This window comes from Mariniflexile sp. AS56 (assembly GCF_030552475.1).
In the GTDB taxonomy this organism is placed as follows: domain Bacteria; phylum Bacteroidota; class Bacteroidia; order Flavobacteriales; family Flavobacteriaceae; genus Mariniflexile.
The window spans coordinates 45,155-62,485 of record NZ_JAUPED010000016.1 but is presented as its reverse complement, the minus strand read 5'-3'; the positions used below and the strand labels follow the sequence as shown (position 1 = coordinate 62,485).

Sequence of the window (17,331 nt, the reverse complement as noted above, 5' to 3'; positions counted from 1 at the left end):
TTCTAAAATTGATTCTATGAAAATATTTATTGGTCAAAGAAAGAATGAATTTGGTGAAAATGTTTTTATATCTGAACACACATTTAAAAGAAAAGAAATTAAAATCTGGGTGCATAAAATATTTCAAAGAAGTGGTAACCCTGATTTTGATTTTGCAATTATAGCTTTAAACAAAAACATAGTTAGCAAATACTTTGAGTTAGGTGAATTTTCAGAGACTAAAACGGATATAAAAATTATTAATATTAACGGGTATCCAGGGGATAAAGGAAATATTGAATTATGGACTAAAAACACACAGACAGAAAATGTAATTGAAAAAGAGCATGTATTACTCTATGACATGTACACCTCCAAAGGTGATAGTGGTGCTCCTGTCTGGGTTAGCATAAATGAAAAATATAAAGTTTTAGGGATTCATGGAACTGGTCATTATAGAAATGGTAGTTGTAATGGAGCTGTAAAACTCCAGAAAACCTACATTGACTTTTTAAAAAAATTCATTACTGATAATAAAATAGAATAAAAAGTGACAATAAGTAATTACTTGTTCTCGTCTACTTCCGAAGTAAAGTGCCAACCACCTAACTACTCATAGTACAGACCCATAACAGCTATTATATCGAAATGTTAAAGAATAAAAATGGGGAAGCCGAAAACCAACAGAGTAGGCACTAAAGTTTAAATTTTGGATTATGGCATCAGCACAACATAGTACACAAATGAAATGAAAAAAAAATTTGGTTATTATGCGACATGGAATCCGGGTGTGCCTTTAAAACTTGGAGATATAGGGACATTAAATAATAATGTTTTCACTAGACTTGCTGGTTTATCCGACCGAGGCATTGATTTTGAAGTTAGGACTGATGACACCAAAACCCCATTAGAACATAGTTCCCAAGGGAGTGTTTCTGTAACGACAAAGTTATCAGGAACTGTTGCACCACAAGGAAGTTCATTAGCTAATTTAGATGTAGGAATTATCGCGGAATTAAGCAAAGAGAATTCGACTTTATTCAAAGCAAACAATACGACATCACCTTCAATTAAAGACAATATAAAGTTAGGAGAGCAAATTTTAAATCTTTATAGAGAAGGTAAATGGAATAAAAACTGGGTGATTATAACAGAACTCGTTGAAGCAGAAACCGTAACGGTTATTATTTCTAACAATTCAAATAGCAAAATTGAACTAAAAGCTAATGCTAACATTGAAGCACCAACCATTGATATTGCTGACGCGGATTTTAAATTTTCAACTCAATTTTCAAAAGAGTTAGAGACTAAAATAATTTCTGCAGAAGAATTAACACCTCTTTTTAAAGTTATGGGAATGAAAACAAGAATTTTTCTTCCGCCAATATTTAAAACTCAAAAGGTTATGGCTTTCGACCTTGTTACACCTGAATCAGCAACTAATAAATACAAAGATGAAATTTATTTTGGATATATTTCTGGTGAAGAAAGAGAATAACAGATGTGACATTATATGAAAATAATTACGCATAAGTACTAAAACAAAAAGTAGTTGCGTGTTTATTACGTCGAATTTTTATTCAGAAAATCCTCGCACTCAAACACCCAACATTTATGTATAAAAGTTAAGTTTTTCAGATTTCCTGGGTACAAATATTGTGGATAAAAGGCGAACCCTAATAACTATAACCGATGGCTTTAAGTGATATTGAAAAACACCAACCTCATGATTGGTCCATAATTTATTTTATGACATTAATTATTGAATTTAAGGATAATTGATTTTTTGAAATCCTAAGTTCTACCATTAAAGATCTTAGTTTTTTTGAAACTTCTTCTAATTCATCAGAAATAGTAAAAACTTTTGGGTCTCCAACAATAATTAATTTATGCTTCGCTCTTGAAAGTGCTACATTAACTAATCTTTCACCACCAAATCCTTTGTATAATATCCCAATATTCTTTTCACAATTATCTACAATATCATAGATAATCATATCAAAACCAGACCCTTGAAAAGAGTGAACCGTTCCCACTTTAACTCTATCGAGGTCTTCATTTGAAAGTATTCTATTATTAAGTTTTTTTCTAATATCAATTACTTGTCCGTTATAAGGTGTTATAACACCTATCTCGATGTCTTTATTTCCTTTAAGGACACTTTCCACCAAATCTGTAACGATCTGAGCAGACTTACTATTAACTCTAGATCTTCCTTTGGTTAATTTTACTTGTGCTCCATCTTTAGGTGTCACAGGAATAAAACAATACGGATCGCTAATTTCACCATACAAGGTTTTAATTTCCTTGAAATTTTCGGAATAAAATGATGTTAATTTCCCCTTATAGAACCGTTCATTAATTAATTCACAAATATCTGGATGCATGCGCCTTTGTTCTGTTAACATGACTAGAACATCTTCTACAACCCCTTCTACGTCTTTAAAATATTGAAAAATATCGCTATTAAACCAGTTATTAACAGCTTCAGTTTTACCTGCACTTATCGGACCTAATTGATTAAAATCTCCTGCTACAACAAACTTGTTTTTTGTTAGACCTGACATTGCAAGTGTTTGGATTAAAGGCATCATTCCTACTTCATCCACTACTACAAGATCAAATTTTTCGTTTTCAAAATTATCTGCAATAAAACATTGCGCCGCCGTAGTAAAAACCAATCTAGAATCTCCAATTCTTTTTTGGTTTACCTTTTTAATATCGTTTCTAAGCACAACTTGCTTATTTCTATTAATGGCTTTGTTTTCAGTGCTTTGATTGTTTCTACTTCTTAAAATTTTTAATACAGCACTGTATTCTTTACGTAGACTGTCCACAATTTCCTTATCTGGATACAATCTATCATCTTTAACAATTTCTGGAAGTACTGGATAACCAAACCTTAAAACTTTTCTATCATTTAAAAGTTTTAATGAAGTTTCATTATAATTTTCAAATTCATTAATTATTTCTTTTCCTAGAACATCTACCGAAACATTAGATATACCAACGGCAAGCACTCGCATTCCAAGACAACAGGCTTGGGTAATTATTTTAGATAAAGTATATGTTTTTCCTGTACCTGGTGGCCCCCAAATAAAAGTGACATTTTGAGAAAATACGCGAGATAAAGCATCATTTTGAGCACAATTCATACTTGAATCAGCTACTTTTTCAGGTTCCTTATCTAATTGTAAAAAGTCATTTCTATGAAATAACTTATGTGTTAAATTGGATTCATCATTCTTAACGGAATTAAACCTTTGTTTAATTTGCCTTAAAAAGTTTATTGGTTTTGGTTTAAATCTAAAATTCGTGTTTAAATGTGCGTCGGATAGTTCATTTGAAACCCTCAAAATAACAGTCGATAGCCTCCTGTGGTAAGCTAGAAAAACTCCTTCAACATTGTTCTTCTCTGTAAGCTCTCGCCACCATAAATTTATAGGAATTCCTTCTTGACCAGGTGTCGAGGTACCATCTGGTAATGAGATTAAGGCTTCATATAAAAAACCAAAGCTAGAATTTGAAATCTTTCTATTAATTTTAGCTATAATCCACAACTTAGAATTATCCTCTTCAATGGCGTTCTCTTCATCAATAAACGCCTTTATAACTTCTTGGTCCTGATCACCAACTAAATTAAACCAGGAAGGAAAATCACTAATTACTTTACCCCAATTTGGTAGGTACAAATACTTTTTTAAACGATAGAAATAAGAACTATACGCTTCTAAAGCATATTCAATCAACTCTAGGTCTATCTTTTGTTTGTATAATAAATTGGTTATTTGTTTTTCATTATATGCCTTTTCTTTATGGTCTATTTCATGCCATTTCTTAATAATTTCCCTGAAAACATATTCCATTAATAATACTCCTTTATATAAGCATAGGCCCGTTCAAACAACATTTGATCTTTATGTAATTTATATTTTAATAATGCTTTACGTAATGACTTTTGGACCTCCCGCTCACCAGAACTTGTAATTTGCCAACCAGGAAAGCGCACCACCCTAACAATCGCATCGATATCCTCGACAATACGCTCTACAACAGCTGGTGTTTCTTCGGTTTTTAGCTCTAAAAACAAATCTGTCAATGCTGCTTTGGGTGTTTTTTCTATAATTAAATCTTCTAATTCCTTTTCGGCTTCAACGGTCTCTTTGGCTAATTTACATAACTCTTTTACAAATTCTATAGAGGTGATTAAACCTTGTTCTGCCTGATCTCGTAAGGCTTCCAACCGTTCACTTAAAGATATGAATTTTGGATTTCCAGGATGTTTTTTAAAGCGTTTTAATAAAAGCTTTTCAAGTTTCTTAGCATTTTTAGGATCTGGATTATTGAAAATATTTTCAATAACATCTGCATCTAAAACAAACTCTTGCAGCTTATGTACTTCACCCACATGAATATTTTCATGGATTAATTTAGTATTTTGTGCACCTAACGAAAACCACAATAGTTTACCTACATTATCTGCTGCTGGCCTAACCGATTCAAAAACCTGAGATAACCACTTATAATCTTCTTGATATAAATTCAAAATAGTGTCTGGAGATAAGGATTCCCAAATTTTAGACAGGAATTTATAATCTCTAGCAAAGGCATCCTTCTTTTCATTAGTGCCAATGGCGTTTTGAGCCGCCTCTAGGCCTTCGAAACCATCAATAGTTCGATCAACACCTTCAAAATGAGATAAGGTTTCCCTCATGGCTTCTGGTAATTTATCTCTTAACTCAGCTAAATTTGAAATAACGGTTTTTATACTTTCTTCATCAAACTGCAAAGCTTTAGCAGCATCATCAAACACACCAAAATAATCAACAATACGACCAAAAAATTTGTTGGGGAACAACCTATTCGTTCTACAAATGGCCTGCAAAAGTGTATGGTCTTTTATAGATTTATCTAAATACATGGTTTGTAAAATAGGTGCATCAAAACCAGTTAGCAATTTTGCCGTCACAATGATGAATTGTAAATCTGATAGTCCATCATTAAACTCATCAACTATTTTCTCTTGCTGACTTTTATCAATCCCCCATTTTTGTTTGAAATCAAAATCATCATTCGCCGACGTTGAAAACACCACACGACTCGCTTCTTCAGGAAAATACTTGTCTAATTCTTCTTTATATTGCACACAAGCGTATCTGTCTGGGGTTACAATCATTGCTTTAAAACCATGAGGTTGTACTTTTTCTTTAAAATGAATAGCAACATCCTCTACAATTTTAGCAACGCGCTCAGGTGACTTTAAAAAGGCCGCCATTTTAGCGGACTTCTTATTTAAGGCATCGGCTTCTTCATCAGTAAGTGCTGCACTTTCTTTAAACTCTTCAAAAGCTTTATCAATAGTTTCTTTATCTACATGAACATCTACTAATCGCGGTTCAAAATGAAGTGGTAATGTTGCATTATCCCTTATGGAATCATGGAATGTATATCTTGACATGTAACCTCCTTGATCTTCTTCAGCTCCAAAGGCCCAAAACGTATTTTTATCGGCTTTATTTACAGGTGTTCCTGTTAAACCGAATAAAAAGGCATTCGGTAAAGCGGCACGCATTTGTCGACCTAAATCACCTTCTTGCGTTCTATGCGCTTCATCTACCAACACAATAATGTTATCTCTGGTATTCATATTCGGTTTGGCATCCCTGAACTTATGAATCATAGAAATAATGATCTTTCTCGTATCGTTTTCTAATAGTTTTTGAAGCTGACTGATATTATCCGTTGTTTCAACATTAGATATATCGGAGGCATTAAAGGTCCCTGTAATTTGTGTATCTAAATCCGTTCTATCTACTAGAACAATAACGGTTGGACTTTTTAAGTCTTTTTCCCGTCGTAGTTTTTGAGCTGCAAAAACCATTAATAATGATTTACCTGAACCTTGAAAATGCCAGATTAACCCTTTTTTAATTTTGCCTTCTTTAACACGTTCTACTATTTTATTAGCACCTTCGTATTGTTGAAATCTTGGAATAACCTTATTGCGTTGCTTCTTTTTATTAGTGGTGAATAATGAAAAATTCTGCAATATATCTAATAAGCGTTTTGGATGCAATAAGTCCGATAATTCTTTACCAACATCACCAAGCCCTAATCGTTTTGCAATAGCATCTTCGTCATTCTCTAAACGCCAAGGTGCCCAAAATTCTAACGGTGTTCTTACACCACCATAATACAATTCTTTGCCTTCTGTGGCGAAGGATAAAATATTAGGCACGAATAATTGTGATACCGTGTTTTCGTAAATATCATGGACTTCATGTGCGCCATCTAACCAACTTATAGCAGGGCGAATAGGTGTTTTAGCTTCCCCAATAACCACAGGAATACCATTTATAAACAATACCACATCAGGGATTTTAGTTTCTCTATGATGAATACGAAACTGTGTGGTAGCAATAAAACTATTGTTTTTTAACTCGTCAAAATCTATCAAACGAACAGGCACGTGCCTGTTGTTTTCTCCAAAAGGCATGGTTTTATCACCTTGTAACCATTTAAAAAATTCTTCATTCGCACGAACCAAGCCTACCTGATGCACTGAGATTAAAATAGCACGTAATTGATGGATTACTTCGTCTGCGAAATTTGGGTTTTGATTAATTTCTGGGTTTAAAAGAATTAATGCGTTTTTTAAATCGGATTCCAATAACACTTCGTTTACCGAGCGTTGTAATTCTTTGGCAGATTTATATTCCCAAAAGCCATTATACAAAGCTTTATCTTCTGAAATCTCATAAGTGTTAAGATTAACACCTGTAAGTTGTTTTATGATGTAGTTTTCTACACTGTTTAGTTCGTTGAATCCCATAATTTACATTCCTAATTCGTAATTCTCACCAAAATTTCTTTCATATTTAATGCTACTTTCTAGTCTTTCAATAAGATTATTTGTCAATGGGTCAAAATCATCATTACCTTTACCTATAAGTTGCTTTAGAAGATTTTTTCGTTCATTAAGTAGTTTTTCAGCTGTTGCTGTCCCAACAATGGTAAATGATGAAAACCGTCTGTATAAAGTTTCAAAAACTTCAGAATTATTCGAATTTTTAACTAAAAAATCAAATGTAATAGGATCCCATTCTAATTTACCTTCATCGGTCATACTGTGCAATCTCATAAATTTCATGGCAATTGCAGGGTAATCAGAATCTTTTTCCGACCAAGAGACAAGATTTTTAGTATCGAATTTATATTTTTGTAAAAAATACAACATTTGAGAAAAGGTGGATTTTTTATCCTTGGCAATCAAATGACCTAAATAATGCCAAGAGATCTCAAAATATTCCTCCAAAAGGAAAAATAGTAGAACATCAATTAGACTATCATTAACTGGAAACTTTTTGTACTCCAAAATTATTTTATCAAGTAAAAACTTAATCTTTTCCTCTGAAGGATCATTATCAATCGACCTCTTAATTAAAAGCTCTATATGTAAACTCGTATTAATGGATGAGCGAAAAGATAGGATATCATCTACCCATAAAAGTTCATTTAACCAAGAATTTAATTCTCCATATTTAGAAAATTTAGTTTGTCTTAAATATTCCCAGATTAACTGAAGTGAGAAAGCGTGATCTATAACTTTAACTCTTTCAATAAATGATATAATTTCATCACTAGTTAAGTTACTCAGATTAATATATTCTATTTGATATAAAAATTCTGTGTGTTTTTCAATTATGGATAGTATTTTTTTTAAGTCTTCAAATTTTATTTCCTTTAAAGCGGTGGTTGCCCTAATACCATGTAAAGCATGTCTTTCATCAGTTAGACAGGCATCGATTAATATTCTAGTAAAATCATCATTATCCGATCCTTTAATCAGTCCCAATGCAAATACTGAAGATTGTTCTTTCACATCAATGTTTTTGTAAGCCAAAATCATATATTTTAGAATTTCCTCTTTATCAGGATAGATTTGACTCATTTTTTCTGCAAAATAGAATGTGTGATTTTGATTGCCTTTTAGAAGGATTTCTATATGCTCAATCCAATTGATTTTCTTTTCAATAATCTTTTGAACTAAGTCTTCAACTTTGTCCAAAGCCAAATCGCGATAACCTCCTTCTTCTTTCCTTTCTCTTAACCAAGGTGCATTAACAACCACTGCAGATAAGTCTGCTTCTAACGATTTAGGTTCATTCCTTTCTAATAGATTTACTACTAATCCCTTAACATCGTTTCTCAATCCAAATCTCTCCATTTTTACTTCTAACAATTTTCCACGAATATCGTCTTTAAGCCCATCTTCTGATTTAATAATTAATTCTAATGATTCTAAAATATCTTTTGAAACACCATGAGCTAATTGTTCCTGAAGTCTGAGTTTAATGGCGTCTCTAGCAGAATTTCTCAATCCATTAGGATTATTTATATAAGTATCAATGAGTTTGGTTAGTGAAAAGCGCCAATATTCAATTATTTCCTCATTTATAGGTTTATATTGATTTTTTTTATACGTTTCGTCTTCAGTTCTTATATTCCCACTAAATCCCTGTGCTTTAAGACTCCGACTATAAGCGTTAACTAATAATTCCGACAATCCATTTTCTTTCTCTAATTTTTCAATTATTTGCGTGCGATCAGTGAGGCTTAAACAAGTCTCTGCAAAATGTACTTGAAACATGGTTATAAATGACAAAGCAGCATCCTTTGAATTTGCTTCTTTTTTTAGAGCAAGAGAATATAAAAGCTCAATACTTTCTTTGGCAGTTTCCTCAAAATGAGACAGCTTTTCTAGAGTATTAATCGTTCTCCAGTCAGAGTTAAATATATCATCAAAATTAAACATACTATCCTATTATTTTTCTTTTTAAAACTTCCAAAACTAATTTTCGATGCTTATCTGCAAGTATGTTTAAAAAATCTTTACCAACTTGTGAATTGATAAAGTCATCATCTTGCAATATGCCTGCCTCTTCTTGTATTTGATTCAAATAATCTTTTTGTTCCATTAGTTTAAAAAAGTGATCTTTAAAAGATGCCCACATATTATTCTCAGATACTTTTTTTATTAATAATGATATATCTATGTCATCTTGAGAATTAATCCAATCATTAATTAATGTAACATCTAAACCATTATCTAAAATAAAATCACCTTGTTGACGTAATAAATTTTTTGAAATAAGGTTTTCGATTAAAATTTCAGTTTCGTCAATTTCTTCCTTAATAAAAAAACTATTTATAAATTGGATTTGGTTCTTTCTTTGACCTGAAACACCCACCATTTTAAATAGCTTGACAGATGTTAATAATGGAATTGCTCCTCTTCTCATATTCTCAGTACCAATAATAATTGGTAGCAATTCATTAAACGACTTGACAATTTCTTTAGAATCAGCACCCGAACTAATTGATAATATAAATTGATCTAAATCTCCATTTGTAGAATCCATAATTGTAGAATAATCCATTGATGGAAAATGCGTTTTAGTGATATTTCGGAAATTTTCATGTAACAGATCATCGGAAATTTTAATATCTGCTACGTCCTTCTCAATATCATCACTAGAATCTATACTTATAAATTTTACCATGGAACCTCGGAAAAACTTTTCCAATTTTTTATGTTCATCTAATGGACAATTGTTAAAAACTAAAATTATGAATTGCCGCTTTTCCTTAATAATATTTAGTTGAGTAAAAATAGCACTATTAGAAAGTGGAGATGACAAATCATAATATATAGAGATGTTAGCCAATTTATCTTTATTGCTATCATAATAAAGTGATTCTATTAATAATCTTGTTTTGCCAATACAATCTGAACCAATCACTCTTATTGGGTTTCTATAGTTTTTAATTAAATTTATTATATCTAAGATAAGACTATTTGCATACTGTCCTTTGCAATATGGAAATGGATGGTCCTTTTTCCAAGTTTCATGTGTAATCAAAGGCCTTAACTCGTTGATTTGATGCCTTATACTTGATTTTATTGCATCACTTATTGCTTGTTTGATGGATTCTACTAGATTATTAAATATTTTTTTGAAATCTGTGCTTTTTGTATCCGATAAATTATAAGATATAGGGTATCTAAGTCCTTCCATGTCTACTGGGAAGTTTTTGGGATGACCGAATGCCTCGTTCATTACAAGGATTGTTCTTTCAAAATCTTTTAATGCCCATGAATAACCAGTTTCAAGTAAAACATTCGGATTTGGAGCTGGTTTCAAATTGACATTTTTCGGGATTTCTATAAAATAATGACCTTCATCTTCTGTAAATCCAGTTGGCGGAGTTTGCCATATCTTGGAAGATGTGAAAGTGACATCAGAAATCACTATGTCTGATTCGCGAGACTGATCGAGCATTGCTTCGAGTAGCGGAGGATTTCCTCCTTTTTCACGGAAGCCAATTCTAAGTGGTTCCTCAATGTCATAATCAGAAATCTTCGACATGGCCTTTTTTATTGCATCTCGAATAAAGACATAATTTAATTCTTTTGGGCTGTCTGATTGAAATGAAAAAAATATTCTGTAACCCATACCCTAAAATACCTGATTAATTAAACTCTTTTGTAAGGCTTTGGAACTTGAGATTTTGTATTCGATATTTTTAATATTTGTATTAAATAGATCTAACTTTTCAATAACAGTTTTTACATTATTTTTGGGGATTGGAAGCTTTATTTTTCGAACATCACTTACCGCCAAATGCTTTACTGTCGTAGCTCCAATTCCAAGATGTATTTTATCTAATTCTTTTTGCAAGAAGTGGTTGAGGTAACTAAATAATAGCGAATTTTCATTCTCATTTAATCTGATTTTTAAAACTCTTTGATTTAATAAAGCATCCTCATTATCCCAAATATTCATAATAAAATCACCATCCATCCCTACAATTAAATCTCCTCTTTTTATTAAATACTTTTCATCAAATTCACCAGAATAGTATGTTTCTATTTTCGATTCTGCTATATCTCTAATTCTAATTAAAGGCATCCCTTCATTACTTGTATTAAATAATTTAGATTTAAATGCAAATCCAGATAAAATATTAATTTTTTCTCCTAAAACTATTTTCTTATTTTCTTGTGATTCGTATATATCTTTTTTTTCTGAAGCATAATTGACATTCAATCTGATTAAAACCTCATTTTCCCTCTCAATAACTTCATCCATAGCCCAAAGTAATTCAGCAAGTTTGGCTTGTTGGTCTTTTGGTGGGAGGAGAAACTCCTGCTGCCTTAAATCTCCCCAGTTTATGGTTGGGGATAAACCACCTACAGAAATATCAACCATTCTGTGCATAAATTGGTCGGAATGCAAAAAGAAAGGAAATAAATTTGGGTCTATTATTTCAGGATTTGCTCTAAAAACAAATGCGTGGGCCGAACAAATACCTTCAAAATTTACAATAGCAGCTTTACGTTGGTATGCGCGACGTTTCCCAAATATAACATCACCAGGATAACATCTTAATTTACCACCTTTAACGTCGTTAGGTGTTCCAAATCTTCTAATGTGAATATCGTCTGCGTCAATATGCTCTAAACCAACATAAATTTCTAAATCGGTTGTATTTGGATTTACTGTTTCCGATATTTTTTCAGCAATTTCTTCAAACTTAAATGCTTCCCAATCGGATTTATCTAAATTATTTAAATCTATTTTTTGTGTCATTGTTTCCATTTAATTCAAGATTTCAAATAATTCATTCATACTTTTTTCTAAGGTTTTAGATTGTCCTTTCCAATTAGATAAAGCTTCATTTACAGATAAAACAGGATTACTGGTATCTACATTACTTAAAAATTGTGCAATATTTAGGCTTCCTTTATTTTCCAATATTTCTTCAATAGAAACAATTTTAGCAAAGTCATCAATATTCTTAAAGTCTTTGTAAGCATTAAAAATAGTATCAATATGTTTTTGCTCTAAAAAAGCAATGTTTTTTTCTTGTTTTACTTCTTTTAAGGCATTTATTATTAAAACCTTTCCTTGTTTCTCTTTACTCTTGTTGGTTTTAGTAATTAACAAACAAGCTTCCATTGGAGAATTGTAAAACAAATTTGGCCCTAAACCAATGACACATTCGACCAAATCTTCTTCAATCATTTTACTACGCATTTGGGCTTCAGAATCTCTAAATAAAATGCCATGAGGCCATAATGAAATAGAGCGTCCATTTTTTGTATCTAAACTTTTTTGTATGTGTTGTTGAAATGCATAATCTGCACAACCTTGAGGTGGTGTTCCCCAAAGATTACGTCCAAAAGGATCGTTAGTAAATGCTTTTTGGTCCCACGCTTTTATAGAGTATGGTGGGTTTGCTAGTATGACGTTAAATGTTTTTAGTGTGTCGTTTTCTAAAAAGGCAGGTTGTGCAAGTGTGTCGCCACGAACAATGCTAAACTCTTCTATACCATGCATAAACATATTCATACGTGCTATGGCAGAAGTAATGAGGTTTATTTCTTGTCCGTATAATTTTAGGGTTCTGTATTCTTTGCCTTCATCACGTAAATGCAACGCGCAGTTTAATAGTAAACCACCAGAGCCACAGGTTGGGTCGTACACAGATTCTCCTGGTTGTGGGTCCATAATCATGGTCATTAGTTTTACAACCGTTCTGTTGGTGTAAAACTCTGCTGCGGTATGGCCAGAATCGTCTGCAAACTCTTTAATTAAATATTCGTAAGCATTACCTAATTGGTCGTCTGGTACGTTTTCTAAATTAAGTTTGTGTTGTGAGTAATGTTCTATAAGATTGGTAAGCGTTTCATCACTCAACCTGTTTTTATTGGTCCAAGATGCATCACCAAAAATACCGTAAAGCGTTTCTGGGTTTGCTTTTTCAATAGCGCGCATGGCATCTTGTATAGCAATACCAACATTTACGGTGGTTTCGCGTACGGTGTTCCAATGGGCGTTTTCTGGGACTATAAAATGGTGGTTTTCGGCAAAGGCAGCGTATTCTAAATCACCATCGCTTTCTTCCAATGCTTTGGCAAATTCTTCATCGTACACATCGCAAATACGTTTAAAAAACAATAACGGAAATATGTATTGTTTGTAATCTCCTGCATCTATGGTACCACGCAATGCGGTTGCTGCTCCCCAAAGGTATTTTTCTAGGTTTTGTTGGGTCATTTAGTTCCAATGTTTGTTAATATACTCATAAGCTTCACTAATGTCATAGGCTTGTGACGATGCGGCGTGTCTTACAAAAAATTCTTTCTTTCCATTAGCACTTAAAAACACAGGTTTGATGCTTGAACTAACCTCAACAACTGCAAAGTCTTTATTTTCAACTTGTTCAAATTTTATATTAATGTCGGCCTGTTGTTCCTTGCCTAAAGCGTTAATCACCATATTATCAAAATGTAATAAAAAACCATCCTTCCCTTTTTTGCTGAAAGAATTATAATCATTATCCAAACCTAATACATTTCCTTCATCATCTGCACCTATAATTAATGTTCCGCCTTCTGAGTTTAAAAATGCGTTGATGGTTTTAAGGATACTATGTTCAATATAGTTCATAGGCTTTTCCTCTCTTAAACAGTACCTCAATGACGATTTAAATTCCGTGAAATTATCTTCCCCTTTGTTTAGAAAATCGCTCCAGCTTTTACTTGGCTTGTCAACTATAATGGCATCAGAATCGGCCTGATGATTTTTTAATGACTTCAAGAAGTTATTAATTTCAGAAGCTATTTTTTCTCTTCTTTCTTTTAGAAAAGCGTCATAGTTTTCTGCCAACCACAATTTAGGATCTTCTGGAATAAATTGCTTTTCTAATGCGTTTGGATATTCATCCTTTACTTTTGATAAATATATTTCAGGAGCTTTGTCACTTATGGAATAATTAGTATCTCTAGTAATAAAAGCTCTATTGGCAATCTCATTTACTTTCTTTTTATCGATATGATTATCGCCTTGATAACCATTTCTATATAAAAAGGCTTGCGGGAAAATATGATGACTTTGGATAGAATAATAATCGCCAATTGTACCATAAATTGCGCCGCCATTAGACCAGTCTACAGCTTTATTGGCTTTAGTAACGATGTAAAGCATTTTATAGATAGGATGTCCTGCAGTACGACCTTCCATATCTGCTTCTTTAACTTCTAAACGGCCACGACTATCTTCAATTTCTTGAACAAGATTAGCTATAATATCTTCCTCATTATTTATGATATAAATATCCTTATCTAATCGAGCATCTGTTTGACCACTATATCTAGACCAAATCAACGCTAAAAACATCCAATATAAAAATTGGTATTTTAAATTTCCCGTGAATCTATTGTCATTTTCAACCAAATAAGCAATTATAGGTACTAAAGCATTATTTGTACTTAAATCATTTGTTGATGATATTAAGCCATCTTGCTTTAAAATCGGTATTAAATAATCTAAGGCTTTTTCTACTTTAGACCATGCTCCTTTGTAATCTTCCTTAGTAAATTTATCATACTTTAACTTAGAGTTCTTTTTATAAAGCGCAGACTTAGTTAAAGCAACTACCATGCAACGTGTTAAAAAATCAAGACTGAAATCAAATCCATTATCTTTCATTTCTAACATTTTCTTTTTCATAATACGGCGTGCTTGTGGCCAACCACCTGTAACATGAGTTAAGACAAGTTCCGCATCCGTTAATTTTGTTCCTTTAGAATTGACTTTATCAAAAACATCAATTGCTCCATCTATATTTGCAGTTTTAGGAACTGTTAGAATAGGGTATGTCATTTTTTCAATAGCACGCAACTTGGTTAAATTCTTACCAATAGCCTTTGCTGTTTCTTTAAAATCGACATCTTCATTGATTGCATTGTGTTTTTCAGCAATATCAAAACTATCCACGTCATTTTCATCAAAACATTTGGTTACAGAATGCCATAAAGGATTATTTTCCATAAGCTTCTTTTGATAGTATTGAAAATCCCCAGAAAGCACATTAAAATATAAATGTCTTGGGTCTTGTAAAATATCTTCTATGGTATAATATGGTGGTATTTCTCCTCTAATTAACATATACAAAGTAGTTAACCGCTGTTGCCCATCCAGAATGACTTTTGTTAGTCCTAGTTTATTAGTATCTACAGCCTTATTTTTTATTTCTGGTGGTGTCTCGGTTTCCCAAAATAAAAGACAACCAGTTGGATACCCTTTAAACATAGAAATTAATAATTGTTTAGCATCTTCAATTGGCCATACATATTCCCTTTGAAATTCTGGCATTACCATCTCTAAAGACTCAACACCATCTAATATCTGTCTTAATTCCATTCTATATAAACTCGTTTAATATCGTTTTAAACTTTTCTTCTGCTTTTTGGCTTGCTTCCCAAGCCACTTTTAAATCTGACAATGCATCTTCAACACTTGGCAAATTATCTTCAATAATTTTTTCAACATATAAAGGAATGTTTAAGTTGAAATCGTTTTCTTTAATATCTTTTATTGAGGCCACTTTCACATAATTATCAACATCGCTATACCCATTATACCATTCAAACAGTTGGTTAATATGTTCGGTCTCTAAATAGTTTTGAGCTCTACCAACTCGAACTTGATCAGAGCCATCTATAAACAATACTTTATTTTTTTTAGACGCTACTTTGTTTTGTTTAAAAACCATGACACAGGCGGCTAACTGGGTACCATAAAAGATATTTGGGCCTAAACCAATGACAGCTTCTAACAAATCGTCTTCTAATAATTTTTGACGAATTTTACCCTCTGCTCCTTTTCTGAATAAAGCGCCATGAGGCAAAACAACCGTCATACGCCCCGTGCTATTCATAGATTTTATCATGTGTTGGACCCAAGCCATATCGCCATTCCCTTTTGGAGGAACACCTGCAATGTTTCTACCAAAAGGATCGTTAGCCCAATTTTCCGCACCCCATTCTTTTAATGAAAATGGTGGATTTGCAATCACACAATCGAAGGTTTTTAAACCATCTGCTGCAAAAAATGCAGGTTGTCGTAAAGTATCTCCTCGCGAAATTTGAAAATCTTCAATTCCATGTAAAAACATGTTCATTCTAGCAATAGAACTAGACGTTAGGTTTTTTTCTTGACCAAATAGTTTTAGTGTGCGATAGTCTTCGTTGTTTTCTCTTAGATGGTCTACACACTCTAATAACATTCCACCTGTTCCACAAGCTGGATCATAAATAGTTTCTCCTTCGTGTGGATCTAATATCATACCTAATAAATGCACAACAGAACGGGGTGTGTAAAACTCACCTGCTTTTTTATTGGTTAAATCTGCAAAGTGCTTGATTAAATACTCGTAAGCATTACCAAGAATATCGGGCTCAACTAAAGAATTAGATAAACTATATTGAGAAAAGTGCTCTATTAAATCAATTAATAAACGATCTGATAATTTGTTTTTATTACTCCATTGTGCATCTCCAAAAATACCATAGAGTGATTCTTGATTGGCTTGCTCAATGCCTCGAAGTGCTTTCTCAATAGCTAGTCCAACGTTTGTAGTCGTTTCTCTAACGTCTTTCCAATGGCAGCCTTCTGGAATTTCGAACCTGTGAAATTCTGGTAAGGATGCGTATTCTACATCACCTTCAGATTCCTCCAATGCTAAAGCATACTCTTCATCATAGACATCGGATAATCTTTTAAAAAATAGTAGTGGAAAAATATATACTTTAAAGTCTGATGAATCAACGGGGCCTTTAAGAATCCATGCTGCTTTAGATAGGTATTGTTCTAGTTGTGATAGAGTTAGTTTGGATTTCGTCATTAATTTATTTTCAATAAAATATCATTCAGGTAAAAATACATATTCCGTATAAAATATTGTGTGAAAACTCATGATTAAAACAGCTTTTTAATCATTACCTACAATCACAGACATAGTCCATTATATATTTATGAAAGCGTTCACCATAAGAGCTAGAATCGCCATAGCCACTATGTTGAAAACTGGACCAATTCTGATTAGGAATTCCGCAAAAAACATAGGATTTGGTTTGATAGCTATATTTCTTGGGTTTTATTTTCGCTACCACATATATTTTAGATTTATAGGTATATGCTTTTACCTCGTATAACCACTCCGAATCTAAACTTATACTTGACAGCGATGCTTTGTAGTAACCATTTTTAATTATAAAGGATTGTAAATCGTCGCATTTTACATCTTGGGCACAAATCGCGGTGATATTCAATAAAAAGATAACTAATAAAATATTTCTCATATTTTTTATATTAAAATGGAACTTACACAAATTTAAACCACTTAAAGCCCAAAACCTTACGGGATTCCGTAAGGTTTTGGGCTTTAAGTACTGTGTATTATGCTTTGGTTGGCTAAACACAATGTATTAACTCGTATTAG

11 protein-coding genes are annotated in these 17,331 nt (G+C 32.5%); 2 read left to right on the top strand and 9 right to left on the bottom strand.

Features of this window, described 5'->3' with window-relative positions; genetic code table 11:
• Positions 1-16 precede the first annotated feature (16 nt).
• Complete coding sequence (locus Q5N74_RS16080) at positions 17-526, top strand: serine protease (protein WP_304390019.1); 510 nt, start codon at positions 17-19, stop codon at positions 524-526.
• Positions 527-727: 201 nt separating this feature from the next.
• On the top strand, positions 728-1,477 hold the full coding sequence (locus Q5N74_RS16075; protein ID WP_304390018.1) for a hypothetical protein: 750 nt from the start codon (positions 728-730) through the stop codon (positions 1,475-1,477).
• 244 nt (positions 1,478-1,721) lie between these two features.
• Here the strand turns inward: Q5N74_RS16075 and Q5N74_RS16070 are convergent, their stop codons facing one another.
• The 9 genes from Q5N74_RS16070 to Q5N74_RS16030 all read right to left on the bottom strand — a co-directional run bounded on the left by Q5N74_RS16070 (position 1,722) and on the right by Q5N74_RS16030 (position 17,191).
• Positions 1,722-3,845 (bottom strand): ATP-binding protein, encoded by a 2,124-nt coding sequence (locus Q5N74_RS16070; RefSeq protein ID WP_304390017.1) that lies wholly within the window; start codon positions 3,843-3,845, stop codon positions 1,722-1,724.
• Positions 3,845-6,811, bottom strand: coding sequence for a type I restriction endonuclease subunit R (locus Q5N74_RS16065; RefSeq protein ID WP_304390016.1), 2,967 nt, complete (start codon positions 6,809-6,811; stop codon positions 3,845-3,847). The genes Q5N74_RS16070 and Q5N74_RS16065 overlap by 1 nt, the downstream gene beginning before the upstream one ends.
• A gap of 3 nt (positions 6,812-6,814) precedes the next feature.
• Positions 6,815-8,794, bottom strand: a complete 1,980-nt coding sequence (locus Q5N74_RS16060) for a hypothetical protein (RefSeq protein ID WP_304390015.1) — start codon at positions 8,792-8,794, stop codon at positions 6,815-6,817.
• A gap of 1 nt (position 8,795) precedes the next feature.
• Positions 8,796-10,496: a hypothetical protein gene (locus Q5N74_RS16055; RefSeq protein WP_304390014.1), complete on the bottom strand. Its 1,701-nt coding sequence runs from the start codon at positions 10,494-10,496 to the stop codon at positions 8,796-8,798.
• Positions 10,497-10,499: 3 nt separating this feature from the next.
• A complete protein-coding gene (locus Q5N74_RS16050; RefSeq protein WP_304390013.1) occupies positions 10,500-11,633 on the bottom strand; it encodes a restriction endonuclease subunit S in 1,134 nt (377 codons plus the stop codon).
• A 9-nt stretch (positions 11,634-11,642) separates the two neighbouring features.
• Positions 11,643-13,103 carry a class I SAM-dependent DNA methyltransferase gene (locus Q5N74_RS16045; RefSeq protein ID WP_304390012.1) on the bottom strand — a complete coding sequence of 487 codons (1,461 nt, stop codon included), beginning with the start codon at positions 13,101-13,103 and terminating at the stop codon, positions 11,643-11,645.
• Entirely contained in the window at positions 13,104-15,251 is a 2,148-nt protein-coding gene (locus Q5N74_RS16040; protein WP_304390011.1) for a DUF262 domain-containing protein, read from the bottom strand.
• 1 nt (position 15,252) lies between these two features.
• Complete coding sequence (locus Q5N74_RS16035) at positions 15,253-16,734, bottom strand: class I SAM-dependent DNA methyltransferase (protein WP_304390010.1); 1,482 nt, start codon at positions 16,732-16,734, stop codon at positions 15,253-15,255.
• 94 nt (positions 16,735-16,828) lie between these two features.
• On the bottom strand, positions 16,829-17,191 hold the full coding sequence (locus Q5N74_RS16030; protein WP_304390009.1) for a hypothetical protein: 363 nt from the start codon (positions 17,189-17,191) through the stop codon (positions 16,829-16,831).
• Between the last annotated feature and the right edge of the window lie 140 nt (positions 17,192-17,331).